Raw genomic sequence first — 21,608 nt, 5'->3', positions numbered from 1 at the left:
CTTTTTATTCCGACACTTGTCAAAAGACAAATTTCGAGACAGTATTATTATATCCTATTTTTACAAATTTGAAAAGCAAAATGCGAACTTTTTTAGCCATATTATCACTTATTTTTATAGGTGGTTTTTGAGATTCTATTTCAGAAAAAAACTGATTAAGAAGTCTTCAAGAAAACAGCAAAATACCCTCTATCAGTGCTCTCCCTCCTGGTATCGTAACTCTTATAGCAGATTGAAATAAGATGTGAACAAATTGAGTAGGAAAGTTAAAGTAATCTCTAACAATGTTTTGGCAGTAGTTGTTTGGCGTGTGTACTATTCTAGTTTCAATCTACTATACTAAAAACGGCTTGAAAGGTTTATCACATGAAAAAGGACAGCAAAAAAGCCAACTGAACAAAATCAAGTGACTCAAGCCTAAAAATTATATCAAAAATAAGAACTAGATAAAGCGATTGTAACAAACACATTCATTTCTAGCAATGTTTTAGTAATAGTGGTATGGTGTGGCGTGTGTACGGTTCTAGTCTCAATCTATTGTGTTTTAAAAAAACGAAGCAAAAAAGCTTCCCTGACCCGGCGAATCAGGTCTTCCATGAGTTTGACTTGCTCATCAACCTGTGCTTGCATCGCTTTTGGATTCTCTAAGACCGCCTTAGCCTTTGCGAGATCTTCTTCGACTTCAGCGCGGAGAGCCTTCATGGAGTCTAGGGTCAGATTTGCCAACAAAGCTTCTAGGGTGCTTTGTGTCGATTTGGCTGCACTTGTGTCAGCTACTGGCGCTGATACTTCCTGATCTTTTTCCTTCGCCACTTGAGGAGCTTCTGCGTTCTCATCTATCTTAGTCTCAGCCTGAGGACTTTTAACTTCAGCTTCTGATTCTTCTTGACTTCCTTCTTCAGTTTTAGCTTCTGGAGCGCTAGATTCTCCTGCTGATTTGAGCTCAACTGGCTGTTCAACTACTGCCGTTTTCTCAGGACTCTCCTCATCTGAGTCCTGTGGATCCCCATCTGAATTTCCAGAAGGTCCAGCAACTACATCACTAGCTGTTACTGGAGACACTGCAGGGGCCTGCGCTTGCACCCCATTCGCAAAGAACATCAGAGCCGCCACCGCAACACTAGCAGCTCCAAAATGATATTTCCTTATTGAGTAACGGTAAATTTTTTCACCATTGTCACTATGTTTTTTTCCAAACATGAGCATAGCATCCTTTCATTGTATCACAGGCCAACTTTCCTCAAAAGAGTACACAAAAACCCGTAACACATAATATGTCAACTTTATAGTAATACTTTTACGGAAAGAAATCAAGTATAAACCTAGATGAAGATAAGATTAAAAAAGTAGCAAAAAAGCCGATATAACAGCATTTTCTCGTAATTATATATATATACAAACCCTTATCTATCAACCTTATTATGGATAATATTTTAAATTTAATATAAATAAAAAACAGACCTTATCTATAGAAAGATAAAATCCGCCATTTTTTCTATATAAAATCAGCAGAACCATTCTGCTGAAAATCGTGAAATATGATGTAAGTTTCCTAGCACTCTGATAAGATTTTAAGAGAAAAGCTAGATACATCCCCTAACTTACAAAAGCGCCTCAAACTCAGCGACGGTCATGCCAAACTGTTGACTGGCAACTTCAGAAGGCAAAAGACCTTGGCGAACGAGATTTAGTAGCATAGACAAACTTCCTTCAACTTTCCCACGTTCAAATCCTTGTTCGATACCTTCCGCCCTAGCTGTTTCCAAGGCATAGTCCTGTGCCAACAAGGCTTGTTCTTCTCGCATACGTAGTTGACTAAACATCTTCCTGTCCTCCTCGGACCAGCTCTTGTAGTCCAGCAGTTGGTCTGCCTGGCTGATAGCTCGCTCGAATTCTTGGGTAAAGGGTTTATTCCCGAAAAATTCCAACCACGGCTTGCGAACCTCGTCTTTGCTGGTTTCTCTGTATTTATTAGATCTTATTTATGATGATCTTTCAATAGTGACTCAAATTCAGCGACAGTCATACCCAACTGCTTACTGGCAATCTCGGAAGTTAGAATACCTTGACGGACTAGATTTAGTAGCATGGACAAACTTCCTTCAACTTTCCCACGTTCAAGTCCTTGTTCTAAACCTTTTTCGATGCCTTGTTCAATCCCCTCTGCACGACCACGCTCCAAGCCCTTTTCTTCAGCTTGTTCCAAGGCATAGTCCTGGGCCAATAAGGCTTGTTCTTCACGCATACGTAGTTGACTAAACATCTTCCTGTCCTCCTCGGACCAGCTCTTATAGTCCAGTAGTTGATCTGCCTGGCTGATGGCTCGCTCGGGTTGCTGGGTAAAGGGCTTATTACCAAAAAACTCCAACCACGGCTTGCGAACGCTATCCTTGCTGGTTTCTCTGTATTTTTTAGTTCTTATTTATGATGCTCTTTCAATAGTGCCTCAAACTCAGCCACGGTCATGCCTGATTGCTCACTCGCAACCTCAGGTGTTAGAAGACCTTGACGAACCATATCCAGAAAGGCAAAAAGTTTTCCTTCTTCCCTTCCTTCAACTTTCCCGCGCTCCAATCCCTGTTCAACTCCCTCAGCTCGTCCACGTTCTAAACCCTCTGCACGACCACGTTCCAACCCTTTTTCCTCAGCTTGTTCCAAGGCATAGTCATGCGCTAACAAGGCTTGTTCTTCGCGTCTGCGTTGTTCACTAAACATTCTCCTGTCCTCCTCGGACCAGCTCTTGTAGTCCAGCAGTTGGTCTGCCTGGCTGATGGCTCGCTCGGGGTGCTGGGTAAAGGGTTTATTCCCGAAAAACTCCAACCACGGCTTGCGAATGCTATCTTTGCTGGTTTCTCTGTATTTTTTTAGTTCTTATTTATGATGGTCTTTTAATAATTCTTCAAACTCAGAGACAGTCATTCCCAACTGCTGGCTGGCAATCTCAGGTGTCAGAAGACCTTGACGAACCAGATTTAGTAGCATAGACAAACTTCCTTCAACTTTCCCACGTTCAAGTCCTTGTTCTAAACCTTTTTCGATACCTTGTTCAATCCCCTCAGCTCGACCACGCTCTAAACCCTCTGCCCGACCACGTTCAAGACCACGTTCTAAGCCCTTTTCCTCCGCTTGTTCCAAGGCATAGTCCTGCGCTAACAAGGCTTGTTCTTCACGCATACGTAGTTGGCTAAACATTTTCCTGTCCTCCTCGGACCAGCTTTTGTAGTCCAGCAGTTGGTCTGCTTGGCTGATGGCTCGCTCGGGTGCTTGGGTAAAGGGTTTGTTACCGAAAAACTCCAACCACGGTTTGCGAATGCTATCTTTGCTGGTTTCTCTGTATTTTTTTAATTCCAAGAACGCCATCTTAACCAGATGGTTTTCTTGACCGTTATTGGTGATGGTTAAAACCTCACCTGTAGTGTCCTCTCGCATGCTAAAGCTATGAAAAGCCAGGTCATCTGAGAAATAATTGCTATCTACAATTGCGATAGCGTATACTGGTGCGATGTGTTTATAGCTCTGGTGAGTATCACCTTCACGTTGGCGAATTTTTTCTAGGTTTTGATTGACCTGACTGCAAAGGTAAGCCCACAGGCGATTGATGAAAAAATTCTGATGATGTACCTGAATTTCAATGATTACTTGGGTTCCATTATCCAACTCCGCCAAGACGTCTATACTGGTATAAAAATCCTGCGCTGAGTAAGGCAGGGAGGGCAAGACATGAATATTACTTCCCTCCAAAATCGTCACATTTTTTGCTGGCAAGTCCAGCATATCGCGAATAAATTGACAAGTGATTTCTGGATTACTAAAGATTTTCTTAGCAACCAAATCGTTGGTTGGGCTGATGCCCGGATGTCTTAGAATCATCCTTTTCCTCCTTCTATTATAGCACATTTTTTAATCTAGGTTTGCTAGATTCACTGCTACTATCTATTTATTCGGAAAAGAAAGGAGAAAGTTAAAAATTTTTAGACTTCACAGGTTGAAATTTACATAAAAAAGCAGCTGATTCTTTTTTTGATTCTACCATATTTCTAGCGATTACTCCTATAAATAGGATACATCCCAGTTTCTAGTAGAAAAGGACTCTGAAAAGCAAACAAAACCCAGTATTAGGAAGAGTTAAATCTTATCTGAAAATGACTAGCTCTCAAGCTATAGTTTTGTGTCTAGATATAAGTATCACTAGGAAAAACCCCATAAGTAAACACACCAAAATTGGATGTTCCTACTATGCGAAAAACTCTTCAAACTACGTCAACTTTGCCTTACCTACAGCTTCAAAAGGACGTTTTGAGTCATCTGCTGGTAGATTTATTCATTGATTTTCAATCTTCTAATACTAAACAAAAATCAAACAACTATAGTGAAATAACATAAAATTTACATAAATAGATTAGGGGAATCAAAGCAACTTCTAGGCATGTTTTAGCAGTCACAGTGTACTTTCCCAGCCTCAATCCACTATAACTCTGCACATAAAAATGGAGAAGATGGCAATCCTCTTCTCCAAATATTAACTTCTTTACAAACCAACTATAGTTGACAAAGAACCTAAAATCAATTGATAACACAGAGTTAGGTCGGTCAACTCCTTCAACTGTAGCCCTGTCAATTCTTCCCACTTATCAATCTTGTATTGGAGAGAATTGCGGTGCAGATAGAGTTTCTGGGCTGTTTTAGTGAGAACAGCACTATTTTCCCAAAGAGAGAGGATGATTTCCTGAATCTGATCTTGATCCAAAATCATCTGATGTAGACATTCCTTGATTACTCTCAAGTCCACGAGTCTTTCTCCCATACTCCAAAGATAGAGCTGAGAAAAAGTATGAACACCTTGATGACCCTGACGCCACCAAGTCTTAAATAAATCCCGCTCCGCTTTAATCAAGTCTGATAGGGCTTGATGCCCCGTCTGAGACCAAACCTGTCCTAACATGATAGATAGACGCAGTCCAAAGTCATACTCAACCGCTTCAATAGTATCAGATAAGATTGAACGTACAGAGGTGTACTTATCTTGTTGAAGCACGAAAACATAATCCTGAGTTCCGACCTGAATCACCGTCTGACAGTTGGGAAAAAGAGTCCGCATCATATCTAGCCAAGAAGCTAGATTTTCCTGTTGGAAATAGGAAAGATGACAATAAACCAACTGAATCTTTTTGAAAGCTTGCGGTGCCTGCCCCTTCCCCTCAATCAGATAGGAATACCAAGGATTGAGCGAACGAGCTTGCTCCTGCTGGGTCAAAAGGGAAATCAACTGCTTTTCACGCTCACTGAGCCCAGTTTCCTCCAGCAAAATCCACTGCTGAGAAGTTAAAGGAAGAGTTAAGTAACCCTCTTTCTCTACTGGCTGGTCTGAAATCTGAGCTTCAGGAAACCAGTCTTGTAGTTCTTTTGCCATCATGTCCTAACCCTCCACTTTTTGGATGCACCACGAAATCAAGCTCTCAAGACGTTCCAGATTTTCAGTCATATGGAGATAGCCCATCACAGCTTCAAAACCTGTGGACATACGGTAAGTCACCACATCAGCATTTTTAGCCTTAGTGTGACTATTGGTATTACGACCACGTTTATAGATTTCTTCTTCTTTTTCCGTCAGGACTTGCTCCTCTAACATAAGGGAAATCAGGCGCGCCTGAGCTTTGGCTGAGACATACTTGGTCGCTTCTTGGTGGAGTTTATTGGGTTTGGTCATGCCTTTGAGGATGAGGTGACGACGAATATACATAGAATACACCGCGTCCCCCTCAAAAGCTAACGCAATCCCGTTAATGAGATTGACATCAATCACGTGTCCACCTCACTCCATCCTTGGTGTCAAGGAGCTTAATTCCTTGAGCAGCCAAGTGGTCACGGATCTGGTCCGCTGTCGCAAAGTCACGATTGGCACGCGCTTCTTGGCGTTTTTGAATCAAGGATTCGATCTCAGCGTCCAAAACTTCCTCAACAAAGACAATTCCAAAAACTTCCAACATATCCGCAAGAGCTTGCTTGACACTTGCATCATAGTTGCCGGAATTGATCCACTTGGCCATTTCAAAGACGACTGTGATGCCATTGGCAGAGTTGAAATCCTCATCCATTGCTGCTACAAACTTATCTTTAAAGGCCTGTAACTCTTGAGCATCTACAGTTCCAGTAAACGGTTTCTCGTAAGTATTTTTAAGATACTTGAGATTGGTCTCAGCATCACGCACTGCTTTTTCCGTAAAGTTGATAGGCTTGCGGTAATGCTGAGTCGCAAAGAAGAAACGAAGCACTTGCCCATTAAGAGTTTTAAGGGCATCGTGTACGGTGATAAAGTTGCCCAAAGATTTAGACATCTTGACATTATCGATATTGACAAAGCCATTGTGCATCCAGTAGTTAGCAAAAGTCTTGCCTGTTTTAGCTTCAGATTGGGCAATTTCATTGGTGTGGTGAGGAAACTCTAGGTCAGCTCCACCACCGTGAATATCAATAGTATCGCCCAAAATCTCTGTTGACATAACCGAACACTCGATATGCCAGCCCGGACGACCAGGTCCCCAAGGACTGTCCCAAGAAATCTCGCCTGGTTTGGCAGATTTCCATAGGGCAAAGTCTACAGGATTTTCCTTGCGAGCCGTTTCTTCATCGGTACGACCTGAAGCACCCAGCTCCAAGTCTTCCAAGGTTTTATTGGCCAACTTAGCATAGTTGTGAGATTTTTCCACACGGAAATAGACATCTCCTTGACTCTCGTAGGCAAAGCCTTTTCCAATCAAATCTTCCACAAAGCGGATGATGTCAGCCATAAACTCCACCACACGCGGATGGCGGGTCGCAGGTTTGACGCCCAAGGCTGTCACATCCTCACGAAAGGCAGCGATGTACTTGTCCGCAACTTCCTGAGACGTGATGCCCTCTTCCTTGGCACGGTTGATAATCTTATCATCCACATCCGTAAAATTGGAAATATAGGCAACCTCATAACCACGGTACTCAAAGTAACGTCGAATGGTATCAAAAGCTACCGTCGAACGGGCATTCCCCACGTGGATATAGTTGTACACCGTTGGCCCACAAACATACATCTTGACCTTACCGTCCTCAATCGGGACAAATTCTCGCAAATCACGAGACATGGTGTCATAGATTTTAATCATAAATCATAATCAGGAAAGCTGAAATCCAAGAACAGTTCATTAGAACACTGACAGTTTAATTGAATTTCAGTCCGAATATCTCTACACTTCGGAATCCCTTGCTCCTTTCTCATTCAGATAAACCACCTGAGTCTGTTTGACAAAGCCAATTTTTTCATACAAACGTTTGGCACCTACGTTGCTATCCTCTACTGCAATTTGGAACTCCTTATCATTTTGCTCAATTAGTTGGTTGACAAGGAATTTTGCTAAGTAGCTTCCATAGCCTTTCCCACGTTCAGGTTCAGATATTGCTAAACCGTAGAAGTAATTCGTATTAGTTGATAAATCTACCGTGCAAGTTCCAATAACCTGACCGTCTTTTAACAAAAGATATAGGCGACTTTCTGGATCCTTCAAAGCTTCAGCGACATATCTATCCACAATCTCTCTAGACTCATGTTCCTCTGAGAAAGCCTGAAATTTTAACTGACTAATTTGATCCTGATAAGAACGATCTGCTAACAAAACTTCAAGATTGGAAAGCTTTTCTAACGGATAAGATCTTCTATCCTTACCTAACCAGGTTTCTGTCTCTTCATCCTCGACTAATCCCCAGTTGCTAACAAAATCAAGATGGCGCTCTAGAAAAACACGCTCTGTCTGAAAAGTGACTGAATGAATCGGAAAAGAAGCCGTCTCTCTCTCAAAACTAGTAAACAATGCACGCGCAATTCCCTGACGGCGATGATCTGGATGAACCAGTATCGTCACTTCTACATCTTGATCATCTGCATAGACAGTTAATAAACCAACAAGTTCGCTTTTTTCATAATAAAGGAAAAAGGCGGGCATGTTTGGGTCAAAATTAAGCATGTTAGAAAGATAGGGATCACGATAGGTACCGTCATAGTTTTGGCAACAGTTAATTAGTTTTTTCGCCTCAGATAACTCCTCTTGGCTTAACTTGTTTCTTGCTTGAATCATATAGCTATCCTCTACAACCCAGACGATCTGTGACTGGCATCTTTAGCCTGCTCGAGCTTATTGACGTAGTACTCTCGTTTTTCTTCGACTTCGTGAATGACCGGCTCATCCTTCTTACCATGAACACGGACAATCTTAGCCGGAATACCGACAACCGTCACATCACTAGGTACGTCTGCCACAACAACTGCTGCTGCACCGACCTTGGCGTTTTCACCGATTTCAACGGGTCCAATGACTTGGGCATGAGCGGATATAAGCGCTCCTTTGCGAACGGTAGGATGGCGTTTGCCAACATCCTTACCAGTCCCACCAAGAGTCACTCCATGATAAAGAAGAACGCCTTTTTCAACAATCGCTGTTTCCCCAATCACCAGACCAGAACCGTGGTCGATAAAGACACCTGAATCGATCTGGGCACCTGGATGAATCTCAATCTGAGTCCAAAAGCGCCAGAACTGACTGTGCATACGAGCCAGGAGTTTAAAGCCATGCTTCCAGAGAAAATGCGAAAGACGGTGGGCAGCCAAAGCCTTGACACCTGGATAAGTCAGCAAAACCTCCAAAGTGGTGCGGGCCGCTGGATCATTTTCTTTTACGATATCAATGGTTTCGCGCCACCATCCCATACATTTCTCCTTTTCTTATTCTGAATCTTTTGGTGTTTCTGTAAATTCTTTCTTAGGTTTGTGGTCCTTGTGATGACGTGGGCGGTGAGGTCTCTCAGACTTTTCACCTTTTTCATCACGTTCAGGTTTTGGAGGACGAGGAAGAAGGGCTTTCATAGAAGCATCCACACGTCCTTTTTCATCAATCTTGATAACCTTAACATCAACTTCATCCCCGATTGCTACCAAGTCTTCGACATTATTGGTACGAGTCCAAGCCATTTCAGAAATGTGAACGAGGGCATCTGTCTTATCAAAGAGGTTAACAAAGGCACCAAATTTCTCGATACGAACGACTTTAGCACGGTAAACTTCATCCACTTTGGCTTCACGAACCAAACCAGCAATAATTTCTTTAGCACGATTGATGGCATCTTGGTCGCTAGAGTAGATAGATACATTTCCTTCTTCGTCGATATCAATCTTAACGCCTGTTTCAGCGATAATCTTGTCGATGGTTTCTCCACCCTTACCGATGACAATCTTGATCTTGTCCACATCGATCTTGATAGTATCAATTTTCGGAGCAGTTGGAGCCAATTCTGGACGAACTTCTGGAATGGTTGCTTCAATCACATCAAGGATTTCAAAACGCGCTTTCTTGGCTTGGGCAAGAGCTTCAGTCAAGATTTCTGCAGTAATCCCTTGAATCTTGATATCCATTTGAAGGGCTGTAATCCCGTCACGAGTACCTGCAACCTTAAAGTCCATATCTCCAAAGTGGTCTTCCAAACCTTGGATATCGGTCAATACTGTATAGTTGTTTCCATCTGAGATGAGACCCATGGCAATACCAGCTACTGGCGCCTTGATTGGCACACCACCAGCCATAAGGGCAAGCGTTCCCGCACAGATAGAAGCTTGAGAAGAAGAACCATTTGATTCCAAGACTTCTGCTACTAGACGGATAGCGTATGGGAATTCTTCCAAGCTTGGCAAAACTTGAGCAAGAGCACGCTCACCAAGAGCCCCGTGACCGATTTCACGACGACCTGGCGCACCGTAACGACCTGTTTCCCCTACAGAGTATTGTGGGAAGTTATAGTGGTGCATAAAGCGTTTCTTGTACTCTGGATCCAAACCATCAATGATTTGAGTTTCACCCATTGGGGCCAAGGTCAAAACTGAAAGAGCCTGAGTTTGTCCACGAGTGAAGAGACCAGAACCGTGTACACGAGGAAGGAAGTCAACAACCGCATCCAAAGGACGGATTTCATCAACCTTACGACCATCAGGACGTACCTTATCTTCTGTGATCAAACGGCGCACTTCAGCGTGTTCCATTTGTTCCAAGATTTCAGTCACATCACGCATGATACGGTCAAATTCTTCATGGTCTGCATATTTTTCTTCGTAAACAGCAGTTACTTGGTCCTTAACTGCTTGAGTCGCAGCTTCACGAGCCAATTTTTCTTCTACTTGGACAGCTTTTTGGAGGTCACTGTTGTAGGCTGCGATGATTTCAGCCTGCAATTCAGCATCTACATGAAGCAATTCCACTTCTGCTTTTTCCTTACCGACAGCAGCAACGATTTCTTCTTGGAAGGCAATCAATTCTTTGACTGCTTCGTGCCCTTTCAGAAGAGCTTCCAACATAATTTCTTCTGACAATTCTTTGGCACCAGACTCTACCATGTTGATGGCGTGCTTGGTACCAGCTACTGTCAATTCAAGGAGAGATTGCTCTGCTTGTTCTTGGCTTGGGTTAATGATGATTTGACCATCCACATAGCCCACTTGGACACCAGCGATTGGACCGTCAAATGGAATATCTGAGATAGAAAGAGCCAAGGATGAACCAAACATAGCTGCCATTGGTGCAGAAGCATTTTCGTCATAAGAAAGCACAGTGTTGATGACTTGCACTTCGTTACGGAAACCTTCCGCAAACATGGGACGGATTGGACGGTCAATCAAACGTGCTGTTAAAGTCGCATCCGTTGAAGGACGTCCTTCACGTTTCATAAAGCCACCAGGAAACTTCCCAGCTGCATACATTTTTTCTTCGTAGTTGACTTGAAGTGGGAAGAAATCTCCAGTTGCCATTTTCTTAGACATAACGGCTGCAGTCAAGACAGTTGACTCACCGTAACGTACAACAACAGAGCCATTTGCCTGCTTAGCAACCTGACCAGTCTCTACAATTAACTCACGACCTGCAAAAGTCGTTTGAAACACTTGTTTTGTCATTTTAATCCCCTTTGGATTGATGAAATTATACGCCTTGCCTACAAAGATCAAGATACCAAGGACGTGAAGAATCCCGTATGAAAATAGGAGATTGACGCAGTGTACCATGTACACCAGGAAATCTATCTTTTTCACTAGGGATTTAGCCCGTGTTCAATTACTCAAGATACTAAGCCGTTAAGCAACTCAAAGGAAAATAGGAAATCGAACGACGGAGCGAATGCTCCTAGGTAGATTTATCTTTTTCCACAGAGTTGTAGGCGTGTTCAGTTACACAAGATATTTTGGACGGTTCGGCTTGCCGAACATTTCTGTAGAAAAATAGGAAGGTGACGCCGCACTCGATGAGTGCTAGGAAGCTTATCTTTTTTCCTAAGAAATGAGGCCAAAATTCAATTAAGTATCTTTTTGATATTTCCCTGAAATAGTGCGGACGGGAGATAAAATTATCCAATGGATGATTTTAGAAATCCAATGGAATTTCAATGGTAATTTTTAATTACTTCGCCTTTTCATTTCTATGCTCAGGCTAAAATAGTTTCCCGAACTATTTTACTCTCAAAAATCCCGTCTTAAATAATAACCTTGTTATCATCTAGGATACCACTATAGCGTGAAATATCTTTTAATACTCACTCCGTTCGTATTTTTTGAGACACACATTATCAGATTTTGCTTAAAAAATAATCAACTTTAAACAAACTTCTACAACCTATATACCCTCATCTTTGTATCAAGTACGTACAGAGTCTATTTTATCATATTTTTCTTAAAAAGTGCGGTCTTTACCATGAAAAAGGAACCATTCCCCTCACTTGAGAAGAATGGTTTGCTTTTTATTATCCTAGAGACTGATGATTAAACAAGGCATGGGTCGCTTGGTGGATGTATTTTGCTGTATCCGCATTGTTCATGGTGTAGAGATGCACACCAGCCACATCCTGAGTTACCAAGTCCACGATTTGGTCCACTGCATAGGCAAGTCCTGCTGCTCTGAGCGACTCAGGGTCATGCTCATACTTGTCTAAGATGGCTTTAAATTTGCGTGGAAGGTGGATATTCTCACAAGTCTTCAAGAGGCGGAGAGCCTGATTTCGATTCAGAATTGGCATAATCCCTGCATGAATAGGAACATCAATCCCAGCCAAGATGCACTTGTCTTGGAAATCATAGAAGCGCTCATTGTCAAAGAAAAGCTGAGTTACAAGGCTCGAACAGCCTGCATCCACTTTCTTCTTAAGATTTTGAATATCTGAAATCTGATTTGATGAATCTGGATGGCCTTCTGGATAACAAGCACCAACAATATCAAAGTGAGGGGCTTGTTCCTTGATGAACTCGATCAAGTCAGTTGCGTAGCGGAAATCCTTTTGTGGTTCCACATCAGGAATAATATCCCCACGAAGAGCCAAGATTTTCTGCACCCCAACCTTGTCCAAGTCTGCAATAGTTTCAGCAACTTTATCCTTGGTCAAATAGATGGCTGGCAAGTGAGCAATAGTAGGAATCACCAAGTCATTTTGGATAAAGTCAGCCAAACGAACCGTCGTTTCCTTGATATTAAATTTATTATTGCTGGCAGTTACACTGATAAAGTGAGGAGCCAACTCCTGCATATCTTGAAGAGCAGAAATAATGTTATCATTACCCACGGCTGGGTTTGGAGGGAACACTTCAAATGAGAGTGACGGTGTTTGGCGTGACATAGTCATTATCCTTTTCTAGTTGATTTTTTCGTTAGCTGGACTCTTAGAATCCAAATGAAACAGGCAGATTGACCAAACAGTGCTTCTAGAGAAATCCTTATCTTACAATTTCTCACGCGCAGCTTTAGCTGCTTCAACAAGGCGGATCAAGCTTTCTTTTGTTTCTGGAATACCACGTGTTTTCAAACCACAGTCAGGGTTGATCCAAACTTTCTTGCTTGGCACTTTAGCAAGGATGGCTTCGATTGTATGGTCGATTTCGCCTTCATTTGGCACACGAGGTGAGTGGATATCGTAAACCCCAGGTCCCACTTCTGTTTGGAAGTTTTTCGCTTTGAGTTCGTCCAAGATTTCAAGGTTTGAACGGCTTGCCTCAAATGAGATAACGTCCGCATCCATGTTGTCGATAGCTGGGATGATATCTGTAAATTCTGAGTAACACATGTGAGTGTGGATTTGAGTATCTGGCGCTACTGTTGAGTGTACCAAGCGGAAGGCAGGAATTGCCCAGTCAAGGTAGTCTTCGTACCAGTCGCTACGACGGAGTGGCAATTTTTCACGAAGAGCAGCCTCGTCGATTTGGATGATTTTCACACCAGCAGCTTCAAGGTCAAGCACTTCATCCTTGATAGCAAGGGCGATTTGAAGAGTAGAATCCTTGATAGAGATGTCTTCACGTGGGAATGACCAGTTGAGGATGGTAACAGGTCCAGTCAACATACCTTTAACAGGTTTGTTTGTACGGCTTTGTGCATAGCTAGACCATTTAACAGTGATAGGGTTAAGACGAGTGACATCACCCCAGATGATTGGTGGTTTAACCCCGCGCATACCGTATGATTGTACCCAACCATTTTTAGAGAAGAGGTAACCTGACAAGTTTTGACCGAAGTACTCAACCATGTCATTACGCTCAAATTCACCGTGAACAAGGACATCAAAGTCGATATCTTCTTGCCATTTGATCCATTCATCGATCGTTTCAGCAAGGAAAGCGTCGTACTCTTCTTGAGACAATTCACCTTTACGGTAAGCCAAACGTTTAGCACGAACTTCTTTTGTTTGAGGGAATGAACCGATAGTTGTTGTTGGAAGAGCTGGAAGTTTGAAAGCTTCTTCTTGGATAGCTTCACGTTCTGCAAAGGCTGGCAAACGAGTGTAGTCTGCGTCTGTCAAGCCAGCGATACGCGCACGAAGCTCCGCATTTTCACCCACACGCTCAGTCGCAAAGAGTTCTTTGTTGGCTGCAAGAGCTTCTTCACCTTGACCATTGCGGATAGCATCCAAGTCACGAATCTCATCCAATTTTTCAACTGCAAAGGCAAAGTGGTTCAAGATAGCTGGTTCAAATTCCTCATTAGCTGTTGTAAATGGCACATGAAGCAGTGAGCATGAGCTTGTCAAGACAATGTTTTTAGCTGGAATTTGCTCAAGAATAGCCAAGCTCTTTTCGTAGTTGTTACGCCAGATGTTCTTACCATTGACAATACCTGCATAAAGAGTCTTGTCAGCTGGGAAACCACCTTTAACAAGTTCAAGAGTTTTCTTACCTTCAACGAAGTCCAAACCGATAGCATCAACTGGCAAGTTTACAAGATCAGCGTAAACGTCACGAACGTCTCCGAAGTAAGTTTGAAGCAAGACTTCAAGACCTTTTTTGTCAGCCAAAAGCTTGTTGTAGAGGTTCAAGAAGAGGGCTTTTTCTTCAGATGTCAAATCTTTGACAAGAGCAGCTTCATCCAATTGGATACGAGTCGCACCAAGTTCTGCCAATTTAGCAAAAACTTCTTGGTAAGCAGCCACTAAGCTGTCTACGAAGTCTTCTGCTTTCACGCCTTCTTCAAAGTCTGACAATTGAAGGAAAGTGAATGGACCTACAAGAACTGGACGAGTGTTCAATCCAAGTTCTTTAGCTTCTTGGAACTCATCAAAGATTTTGTGACCTGCAAGTTTGACTTGAGTGTCTTTTTCAAATTTAGGAACGATGTAGTGGTAGTTGGTGTTGAACCATTTCTTCATTGGAAGGGCGCGAACGTCTCCTTTTTCTCCTTGGTAACCACGACCCAAAGCGAAGTAGCGCTCAAGGTCAGACAAGTCCAAGTTTTGAACGGATGCAGGTACCACGTTGAAAAGGAAAGCTGCATCTAGGAAGTTGTCATAGTGAGAAAAGTCATTTGATGGAATTTCAGTGATGCCTTTTTCTTTGACAATGTTCCAGTGTTTCGCACGCAAGTCTTTTGCTGCTGCTAAAAGTTCTTCTTCTGAGATTTCTTTTCTAAAGTATTTTTCAGTTGTAAATTTTAATTCGCGGAATTCGCCCAAACGAGGGAAACCGATGATTGTAGTTGACATGATGTGTCCTCCAAAATTTGTTGTTGAAACTATCTTAACAGAAAAGAAATCATCTGTATAATTGTAAAAAATTAGGCTTTGGTATAGTTTAAAACTATATCACTTTTTTAGACAAAAGAAAAAGACCTGGGACAAATGTCTCAAATCCTTTATGTAGCTTGTTTTATAGCTCTATTTCAGTTAGACTGGCCAAACGCGTTATTAGTAATTCTTATAAGTGACTATGGCTTGTTATTAGAAAAGACTATAATACTCTTCGAAAATCAAATTCAAACCGCGTCAACGTCGCCTTGCCGTACTCAAGTACAGCCTGCGGCTAGTTTCCTAGTTTGCTCTTTGATTTTCATTGAGTATGAGTCTACTATAATCAACTCTTTTCCTGTTCGAGAGGGACGACTGCTAGTGTCTTTCCTAAACTGGCTAAAACTTTCAATACCGTATCCAACTGGGGGCTAGTCTTACCTGTTTCCATCCTAGCTATGACAGGCTAGCTCACTCCACTAAGTTCTTCTAGCTTTTTCTGACTGATACCTTGCTCGTGTCTAGCTTCTATCAACTCACTCATAATAGCCACTCGCATATCACTTTCAAGAATTTCCTCCTTGCTAAAGAGTTGAGGTCGGACATCCTTCCAATTACTCCCAATAGCGCTATTCTTCATCACTTAACCCTCTTTCTTTTAGATCTATGTATTTTTTGAAAAAATGAGCGGAATATGATTTGATAGATTGACCAGCGGGTTTAAAATTGGTGCTAGCTTGTTTCTTAACAGATTTTTCTTTTCTAGGATAAAGCAGATCCTGTTTGCTTAACCCCAATTTTCCATGATGAATCCAATAGTAAATGGTTGAAATTTCCACGTTAACCCCTTTAGCCATCCCCATCATTTCAGTCGAAAATTTTTGGTTATGATAGTGGAGAATCTTTTCCTTTAGTTCCTTGGTCAAGCTTGATTTCTTGACCGAGCGCTTGCGATTGTGTTCATAAGACTGTTGAACATAGTCAGCAGAATAAACCTCTTTGAAGTGCCCTTCTCCAAGTAGAGAGGCAATTTCTCTATTTGATTTCCCTTCTTTTTTCCATCGTTCGATTAAGCAACGACTATCGATTGTCAAATGTTTACCTTTTGTAGTATAATTGTCTTGCATTTCTGTGCCTTTTAATCATTTCAATCTTAAATTGGACTTTTTTTACTTGGGTTGTACTTAATCTATGAGGAAGACAAGAAAAAGAATATCAATCAAGTAAAGTCACATTAGCTCCGAACAACCATTGCAAATCGAGGTACTCATACAATGATTAAAATATTTCTCTCTGGCTTTTCTGTCATTCTCTTCGCTATCCCTATCATAGCTTATTCTTTTTTCCCATCTTCTAATCTTAACATTTGGCTATCTACCCAACCTATCTTGGCACAGGTTTATGCCTTCCCCTTAGCTACTGCAACTATGGCTTCTATTTTAAGTTTCGTATTTTTTTCCCTATCTTTTTACAAGAAAAATAAACAAATACGGTTTTACTCTGGCATCTTGCTCTTACTATCGTTCATATTACTATTATTCGGAACAGATAAAACTCTTTCTTCCGCATCCAATAAAACTAAAACCTTAAAGTTAGTAACTTGGAACGTCGCTAATCAAATAGAATCACAACATATTGAGCGAATTTTTAGCCATTTTGATGCCGATATGGCTATATTCCCTGAACTAGCTACCAATATCAGAGGTGAGCAAGAAAACCAGAGAATCAAACTATTGTTTCATCAAGTTGGACTTTCTATGGCCAACTATGATATTTTCACTTCTCCACCTACTGACAGTGGAATAGCTCCTGTGACTGTGATTGTCAAGAAAAGTTACGATTTCTATGCAAAAGCTGAAACTTTTCATACAACACGATTCGGGACAATTGTATTACATTCGAGAAAACAAAATATACCAGATATCATTGCTTTGCATACTGCTCCTCCTCTGCCAGGTTTAATGGAAATCTGGAAGCAAGACTTAAACATCATTCATAATCAACTGGCTTCAAAATATCCAAAGGCTATTATTGCAGGTGACTTTAATGCAACTATGCGTCATGGAGCACTTGCAAAAATAAGCTCTCATAGGGACGCATTAAATGCACTTCCACCTTTTGAAAGAGGAACTTGGAATAGCCAAAGTCCAAAACTTTTTAATGCAACAATAGATCATATTTTATTGCCTAAAAACCACTACTATGTTAAAGATTTAGACATTGTAAGTTTTCAAAACTCTGATCATAGATGTATTTTTACAGAAATCACATTTTAATTATTTTATACTCTTCGACAATCTCTTCAAACCACGTCAGCGTCGACTTACAGTACTCAAGTACAGTTTACGGTAGCTTCCTAGTTTGCTTTTTGATTTTCATTGAGTATTATATAAAATCACCCCTCTAGTGTTCATAAACTAGAGGGGGAATTTGTATCCTACTATCGTTTAACGCACTTCTGCATTCACTTTTTCTTCAAGTGATGCTTGGATTTTTTCCATGTAGCGTGCGACTTCTTCGTCCGTCAAGCTATCTTCCGGATTTTGGAAGGTCAAGCTATAAGCCATTGACTTCATACCAAGTCCCAATTTTTCTCCTGAGAAGACGTCAAAGAGTTTGATATCTGTCAAACGTTTCACGCCGGCAGCTTGGATAGCATCCACAACTTCTTGGTGAGTCACTTCTGCCTTAAGGAGAAGGGCAACGTCACGGCTAACTGCTGGGAATTTGGTGATTTCCACAAATGGAGCAGCTGGTTGAAGAGCAGCTTCGATGGCTGAAAGGTTGAGCTCAGCCACATACGTTTCTGGAATATCGTAAGCCTTAGCAGTGACTGGATGCACTTGGCCAAGGAAACCAAGAACTTGGTCACCGAGTGAAATGACTGCTGTACGACCTGGGTGAAGGCTAGCAATCTCAGCTGTAGCTGTATAGGTAACTTCTAATCCCAAGCGAGAAAAGAGGGCTTCTAGGATTCCCTTAGCATAGAAGAAATCAACTGGAACTGCTGCTGTTTGGAAATCTTTTTCAGCAACCAAGCCTGTCAAGGCAAAGGCAAAGCTGTTGATCTCATTTGGAAGTTCTTCTTTTGGATTGCCTGTTTGTTCAAAGACTTTTCCAATCTCGTAAAGAGCCAAGTTTTTGTTCTTACGAGCCACGTTGTAGGCAACTGTATCAAGGATACCAGAAATCATATTTTGACGGAGGACAGAACGGTCCACTGTCATTGGCCACATAAGTTCTGTAAGGTTACTTGGTTGAGCTGTAAACTCTACTGCTTTTTCAGGAGTTGTCAGAGCATAGGTAATGATTTCTGTCAGTCCTGCTCCTTCAGCGATGGTACGAACTTGACGACGGAGTTTCTGTGTCACAGTCAATTCACCAGCTGTACCGTCATCTTTTGGAAGGCTAGTTGGCAAGCGGTCATAACCATAGATACGAGCGATTTCTTCAAAGAGGTCTGCCTCGATAGTGATATCCCAACGACGACGTGGGACTCTGACTGTAAAGCTATCTGCATTTCCAGAAAGGCCAAATCCAAGACGACGGAAGACATCTTCTACATCCGCGTAAGAAAGTTCTGTACCAAGGACACGGTTAACATCAGCAAGCGTTGAAGAAACTTCCACATCAGAGGTATCAAGTTCACCTGCTGAAACGATGCCTTTACGCACCGTCGCACCTGCAAGTTCGGCAATCATGCTAGCTGCCGCATCAAGGGCTTCATTGACTGTTGCCACATTGATACCTTTTTCAAAGCGAGAAGAGGACTCAGAACGAAGGTTGAGGCGACCGCTAGTCTTACGAATTGATTTACCATTGAAGACTGCAGCTTCAAGGACAACACGACTAGATTTTTCAGAGATTTCTGTTGCTTGACCTCCCATGACACCTGCAAGGGCTACTGGCTTGTCTGCGACAGTGATAACTAAGTCATTCACGTCCAAGTCACGTTCTTCACCATCTAAAGTCACCAATTTTTCACCAGCACGCGCTTCACGTACACGGATGTCATTGCCTTCAAAGGTGTCCAAGTCAAAAGCATGCATAGGTTGACCAAAGTAGAGCAGGATATAGTTTGTCACGTCCACTACGTTATTGATTGGACGGATACCTTCATTCATAAGAAGATTTTGCAACCATTGTGGACTTGATGCAATAGTCACATTGTCCAAGATACGAGCTGCATAATAAGGCGCCTTGTCTGTCTCAATACCTACAGAAAGAGTATCTGCTGCAGCTTGGTCAGTTTCTGAAAGAGTAAATTCTTTAAAGTTGACTGCCTTATCATAGATAGCTGCTACTTCGTGAGCCACCCCACGCATAGAAAGGGCATCTGCACGGTTGGGTGTGATAGAAAGTTCGATGATTTCATCATCCAAGTCTAGGTATGAGAAGACTTCCTCACCTGGAACGGCATTTTCTGGCAAGATTTGGATGCCATCTGCGAATTCCTTAGGTACAACTGAGTCAGAAATTCCTAATTCACCAAGTGAACAGATCATCCCAAGTGACTCAAAACCGCGGATTTTCCCTTTTTTGATCTTGTAATTGTCAGCAATGCGAGCTCCCGGAAGTGCCACCATGACCTTGATGCCTGCACGCACATTTGGGGCACCACAGACGATTTGACGGGCTTCTTCTTCGCCAACGTTAACCTGACAAACATGGAGGTGAGTTTCTGGCACATCTTCGCAAGACAAGACCTCACCGACGACAATTTTTGAGAGATCGGCAGCAGGTGATTCCACACCTTCGACCTCGATCCCTGTAGTTGACATTTTTTCAGCCAACTCTTGTGATGGAACATCAATATCCACCAATTCTTTTAACCATTTATAAGATACAAGCATAATTTAGTTCTCCAGAATGACCGTTGCCACTCTGGTTCTTTTCCTTTCCTATCATTTCAATAGAAGAATCCTCTTCTTACCTTAATTTCTTTCTCAGTAACCAATCCGTATCTACTTTTTGACCAACCATAAAATGATGTTGACCAAATTTTTCAAAACCATATCGATTATAAAAGGCTTGAGCTTTTGTATTATGCTCCCAAACACCTAGCCAAGCCCAAGAAAAACTATTTTTTGTAGCAAGTTCAAGAGCGAATTCAAACAGTTACTTACCGAATCCAAATCCTTGGAATTTTTGTAGCACATAGAGACGTTGAATTTCAAAAGCGTCCTCTAATTCTCTCTCAGTCTGAGCACTTCCCCAGTTGACTTTGAGAAAACCAGCTATCTCCTCTTCATGCATAATGAAATAGGTTTCGGATTCTGGATTTTCCAACTCAGTTGACAAAACTCTCAGACTATAAGCCTCTTCAAAGTATTCCTGTAACTGCTCTTCTGTATTATCATGAGCAAATGTTTCACGAAAGGTTTGTTTGGCAATTTTAGCCAATACCCCAACATCTGCTATTTCTACTTTTCTAATCATTATTTAAACTGTTCTGAGAAGCGGACATCCCCTTGGTAGAATCCACGGATATCGTTGATTCCGTAACGGAGCATAGCTACACGCTCTTGTCCAAGACCAAAAGCAAATCCGGAGTAAACAGTCGCATCGATACCACTCATTTCAAGGACACGTGGGTGAACCATACCGGCCCCCATAATCTCGATCCAACCTGTTTTCTTACATACGTTACAGCCTTCTCCACCACACTTGAAGCAAGAAACATCCACCTCAACAGATGGCTCTGTGAATGGGAAGTAAGATGGACGCAGACGGATCTGACGCTCTTCACCGAACATTTTTTGCACAATCAATTGAAGGGTTCCTTGAAGGTCTGCCATAGAAATGTTCTTCCCAACAACCAAGCCTTCAATTTGGTGGAACTGGTGACTGTGGGTCGCATCATCCGTATCACGACGGAAGACACGCCCTGGCGAGATCATTTTCAAAGGCCCTTTAGAGAAATCATGAGCATCCATGGCACGCGCTTGCACAGGAGATGTATGAGTACGGAGCAAGATCTCTTCTGTGATATAGAAAGTGTCCTGCATATCACGAGCTGGGTGGTCTTTGGGAAGGTTCATACGTTCAAAGTTATAGTAGTCTTGCTCCACTTCAAAACCATCCACGACTTGGTAACCCATCCCAATGAAAATATCTTCGATTTCCTCACTGGTTTGTGTCAAAACGTGACGGTGACCAGTCGCAACTGGACGACCTGGAAGGGTCACATCGATACTCTCGCTTGCTAATTGAGCTGCGACTTTCTTTTCTTCCAAGAGCTTAGCTGTTTCTTCAAAGGCAGCTGTCAAGACATCACGAGCTTCATTGACGTGTTTCCCAATGATTGGACGCATCTCAGCAGAAACATCTTTCATCCCTTTGAGGATTTCAGTGAGCGAACCCTTTTTACCAAGGACAGAGACACGCAAATCTTGCATCTCTTTTTCATTTCCAGCAGTAATCTGCTTCAAGCTAGCCAGCGTTTCTTCGCGAAGCGCTTTTAATTGTTCTTCAATAGTTGACATATTTCCTCCATCAGTCTCTCGTAGATAAAAAGAAAACCACATGCCAAAAACTCCACTCGGAGCGTTGACACGCGGTACCAT

Annotated in this window: 13 protein-coding genes and 6 pseudogenes; 1 reads left to right on the top strand and 18 read right to left on the bottom strand. The window is 42.1% G+C overall.

All coding sequences use genetic code 11. The features are described from left to right. Positions 1-534: 534 nt before the first annotated feature. The 15 genes and pseudogenes from OVN23_RS02275 to OVN23_RS02205 form a co-directional block, all read right to left on the bottom strand. Complete coding sequence (locus tag OVN23_RS02275) at positions 535-1,200, bottom strand: YSIRK-type signal peptide-containing protein (RefSeq protein WP_267240331.1); 666 nt, start codon at positions 1,198-1,200, stop codon at positions 535-537. A gap of 401 nt (positions 1,201-1,601) precedes the next feature. Then, positions 1,602-1,970 (bottom strand): annotated as a pseudogene (locus tag OVN23_RS02270) (hypothetical protein); the annotation flags it as partial. A gap of 8 nt (positions 1,971-1,978) precedes the next feature. After that, positions 1,979-2,422, bottom strand: a pseudogene (locus tag OVN23_RS02265) (hypothetical protein); the annotation flags it as partial. Continuing rightward, positions 2,419-2,871: pseudogene (locus tag OVN23_RS02260) on the bottom strand (hypothetical protein); the annotation flags it as partial. The pseudogenes OVN23_RS02265 and OVN23_RS02260, both read right to left, overlap by 4 nt. Next, positions 2,872-3,870, bottom strand: coding sequence for an Rpn family recombination-promoting nuclease/putative transposase (locus tag OVN23_RS02255; protein WP_267240330.1), 999 nt, complete (start codon positions 3,868-3,870; stop codon positions 2,872-2,874). 658 nt (positions 3,871-4,528) lie between these two features. Then, positions 4,529-5,413, bottom strand: coding sequence for a PucR family transcriptional regulator (locus OVN23_RS02250; protein WP_267240329.1), 885 nt, complete (start codon positions 5,411-5,413; stop codon positions 4,529-4,531). A gap of 3 nt (positions 5,414-5,416) precedes the next feature. Beyond that, positions 5,417-5,803 (bottom strand): Mini-ribonuclease 3, encoded by a 387-nt coding sequence (locus OVN23_RS02245; protein WP_000567927.1) that lies wholly within the window; start codon positions 5,801-5,803, stop codon positions 5,417-5,419. Further along, complete coding sequence (cysS, locus tag OVN23_RS02240; protein ID WP_267240328.1) at positions 5,796-7,139, bottom strand: cysteine--tRNA ligase; 1,344 nt, start codon at positions 7,137-7,139, stop codon at positions 5,796-5,798. Before cysS ends, OVN23_RS02245 begins: the two co-directional genes overlap by 8 nt. Before the next feature lie 81 nt (positions 7,140-7,220). Further along, positions 7,221-8,105, bottom strand: coding sequence for a GNAT family N-acetyltransferase (locus OVN23_RS02235; protein ID WP_267240327.1), 885 nt, complete (start codon positions 8,103-8,105; stop codon positions 7,221-7,223). Positions 8,106-8,116: 11 nt separating this feature from the next. Next, entirely contained in the window at positions 8,117-8,734 is a 618-nt protein-coding gene (gene cysE / locus OVN23_RS02230) for a serine O-acetyltransferase (protein WP_061424257.1), read from the bottom strand. A gap of 15 nt (positions 8,735-8,749) precedes the next feature. Then, complete coding sequence (pnp, locus tag OVN23_RS02225; protein ID WP_267240326.1) at positions 8,750-10,963, bottom strand: polyribonucleotide nucleotidyltransferase; 2,214 nt, start codon at positions 10,961-10,963, stop codon at positions 8,750-8,752. An 839-nt stretch (positions 10,964-11,802) separates the two neighbouring features. After that, complete coding sequence (gene metF, locus OVN23_RS02220) at positions 11,803-12,669, bottom strand: methylenetetrahydrofolate reductase [NAD(P)H] (protein ID WP_262081797.1); 867 nt, start codon at positions 12,667-12,669, stop codon at positions 11,803-11,805. Between the two features lie 102 nt (positions 12,670-12,771). Continuing rightward, complete coding sequence (gene metE, locus OVN23_RS02215; RefSeq protein WP_267240325.1) at positions 12,772-15,021, bottom strand: 5-methyltetrahydropteroyltriglutamate--homocysteine S-methyltransferase; 2,250 nt, start codon at positions 15,019-15,021, stop codon at positions 12,772-12,774. Positions 15,022-15,388: 367 nt separating this feature from the next. After that, positions 15,389-15,682, bottom strand: a pseudogene (locus OVN23_RS02210) (helix-turn-helix domain-containing protein). A gap of 58 nt (positions 15,683-15,740) precedes the next feature. Then, a pseudogene (locus OVN23_RS02205) lies at positions 15,741-16,169 on the bottom strand (helix-turn-helix domain-containing protein); the annotation flags it as partial. A 147-nt stretch (positions 16,170-16,316) separates the two neighbouring features. Here OVN23_RS02205 and OVN23_RS02200 point away from each other — a divergent pair. After that, the gene (locus tag OVN23_RS02200) at positions 16,317-17,318 is read left to right on the top strand and encodes an endonuclease/exonuclease/phosphatase family protein (protein WP_173282615.1); all 1,002 of its coding nucleotides are present in this window, start codon (positions 16,317-16,319) and stop codon (positions 17,316-17,318) included. A 171-nt stretch (positions 17,319-17,489) separates the two neighbouring features. Here the strand turns inward: OVN23_RS02200 and pheT are convergent, their stop codons facing one another. The 3 genes and pseudogenes from pheT to pheS all read right to left on the bottom strand — a co-directional run bounded on the left by pheT (position 17,490) and on the right by pheS (position 21,527). Continuing rightward, positions 17,490-19,895: a phenylalanine--tRNA ligase subunit beta gene (gene pheT / locus OVN23_RS02195; protein WP_267240323.1), complete on the bottom strand. Its 2,406-nt coding sequence runs from the start codon at positions 19,893-19,895 to the stop codon at positions 17,490-17,492. 76 nt (positions 19,896-19,971) lie between these two features. Beyond that, positions 19,972-20,481, bottom strand: a pseudogene (locus OVN23_RS02190) (GNAT family N-acetyltransferase). Then, the gene (pheS, locus tag OVN23_RS02185) at positions 20,481-21,527 is read right to left on the bottom strand and encodes a phenylalanine--tRNA ligase subunit alpha (RefSeq protein ID WP_001818763.1); all 1,047 of its coding nucleotides are present in this window, start codon (positions 21,525-21,527) and stop codon (positions 20,481-20,483) included. The pseudogene OVN23_RS02190 and the gene pheS overlap by 1 nt, the downstream one beginning before the upstream one ends. Between the last annotated feature and the right edge of the window lie 81 nt (positions 21,528-21,608).

The sequence above is a fragment of the Streptococcus sp. Marseille-Q6488 genome, from assembly GCF_946902925.1.
In the GTDB taxonomy this organism is placed as follows: domain Bacteria; phylum Bacillota; class Bacilli; order Lactobacillales; family Streptococcaceae; genus Streptococcus.
This window is presented reverse-complemented; position numbering and strand designations above follow the sequence as displayed.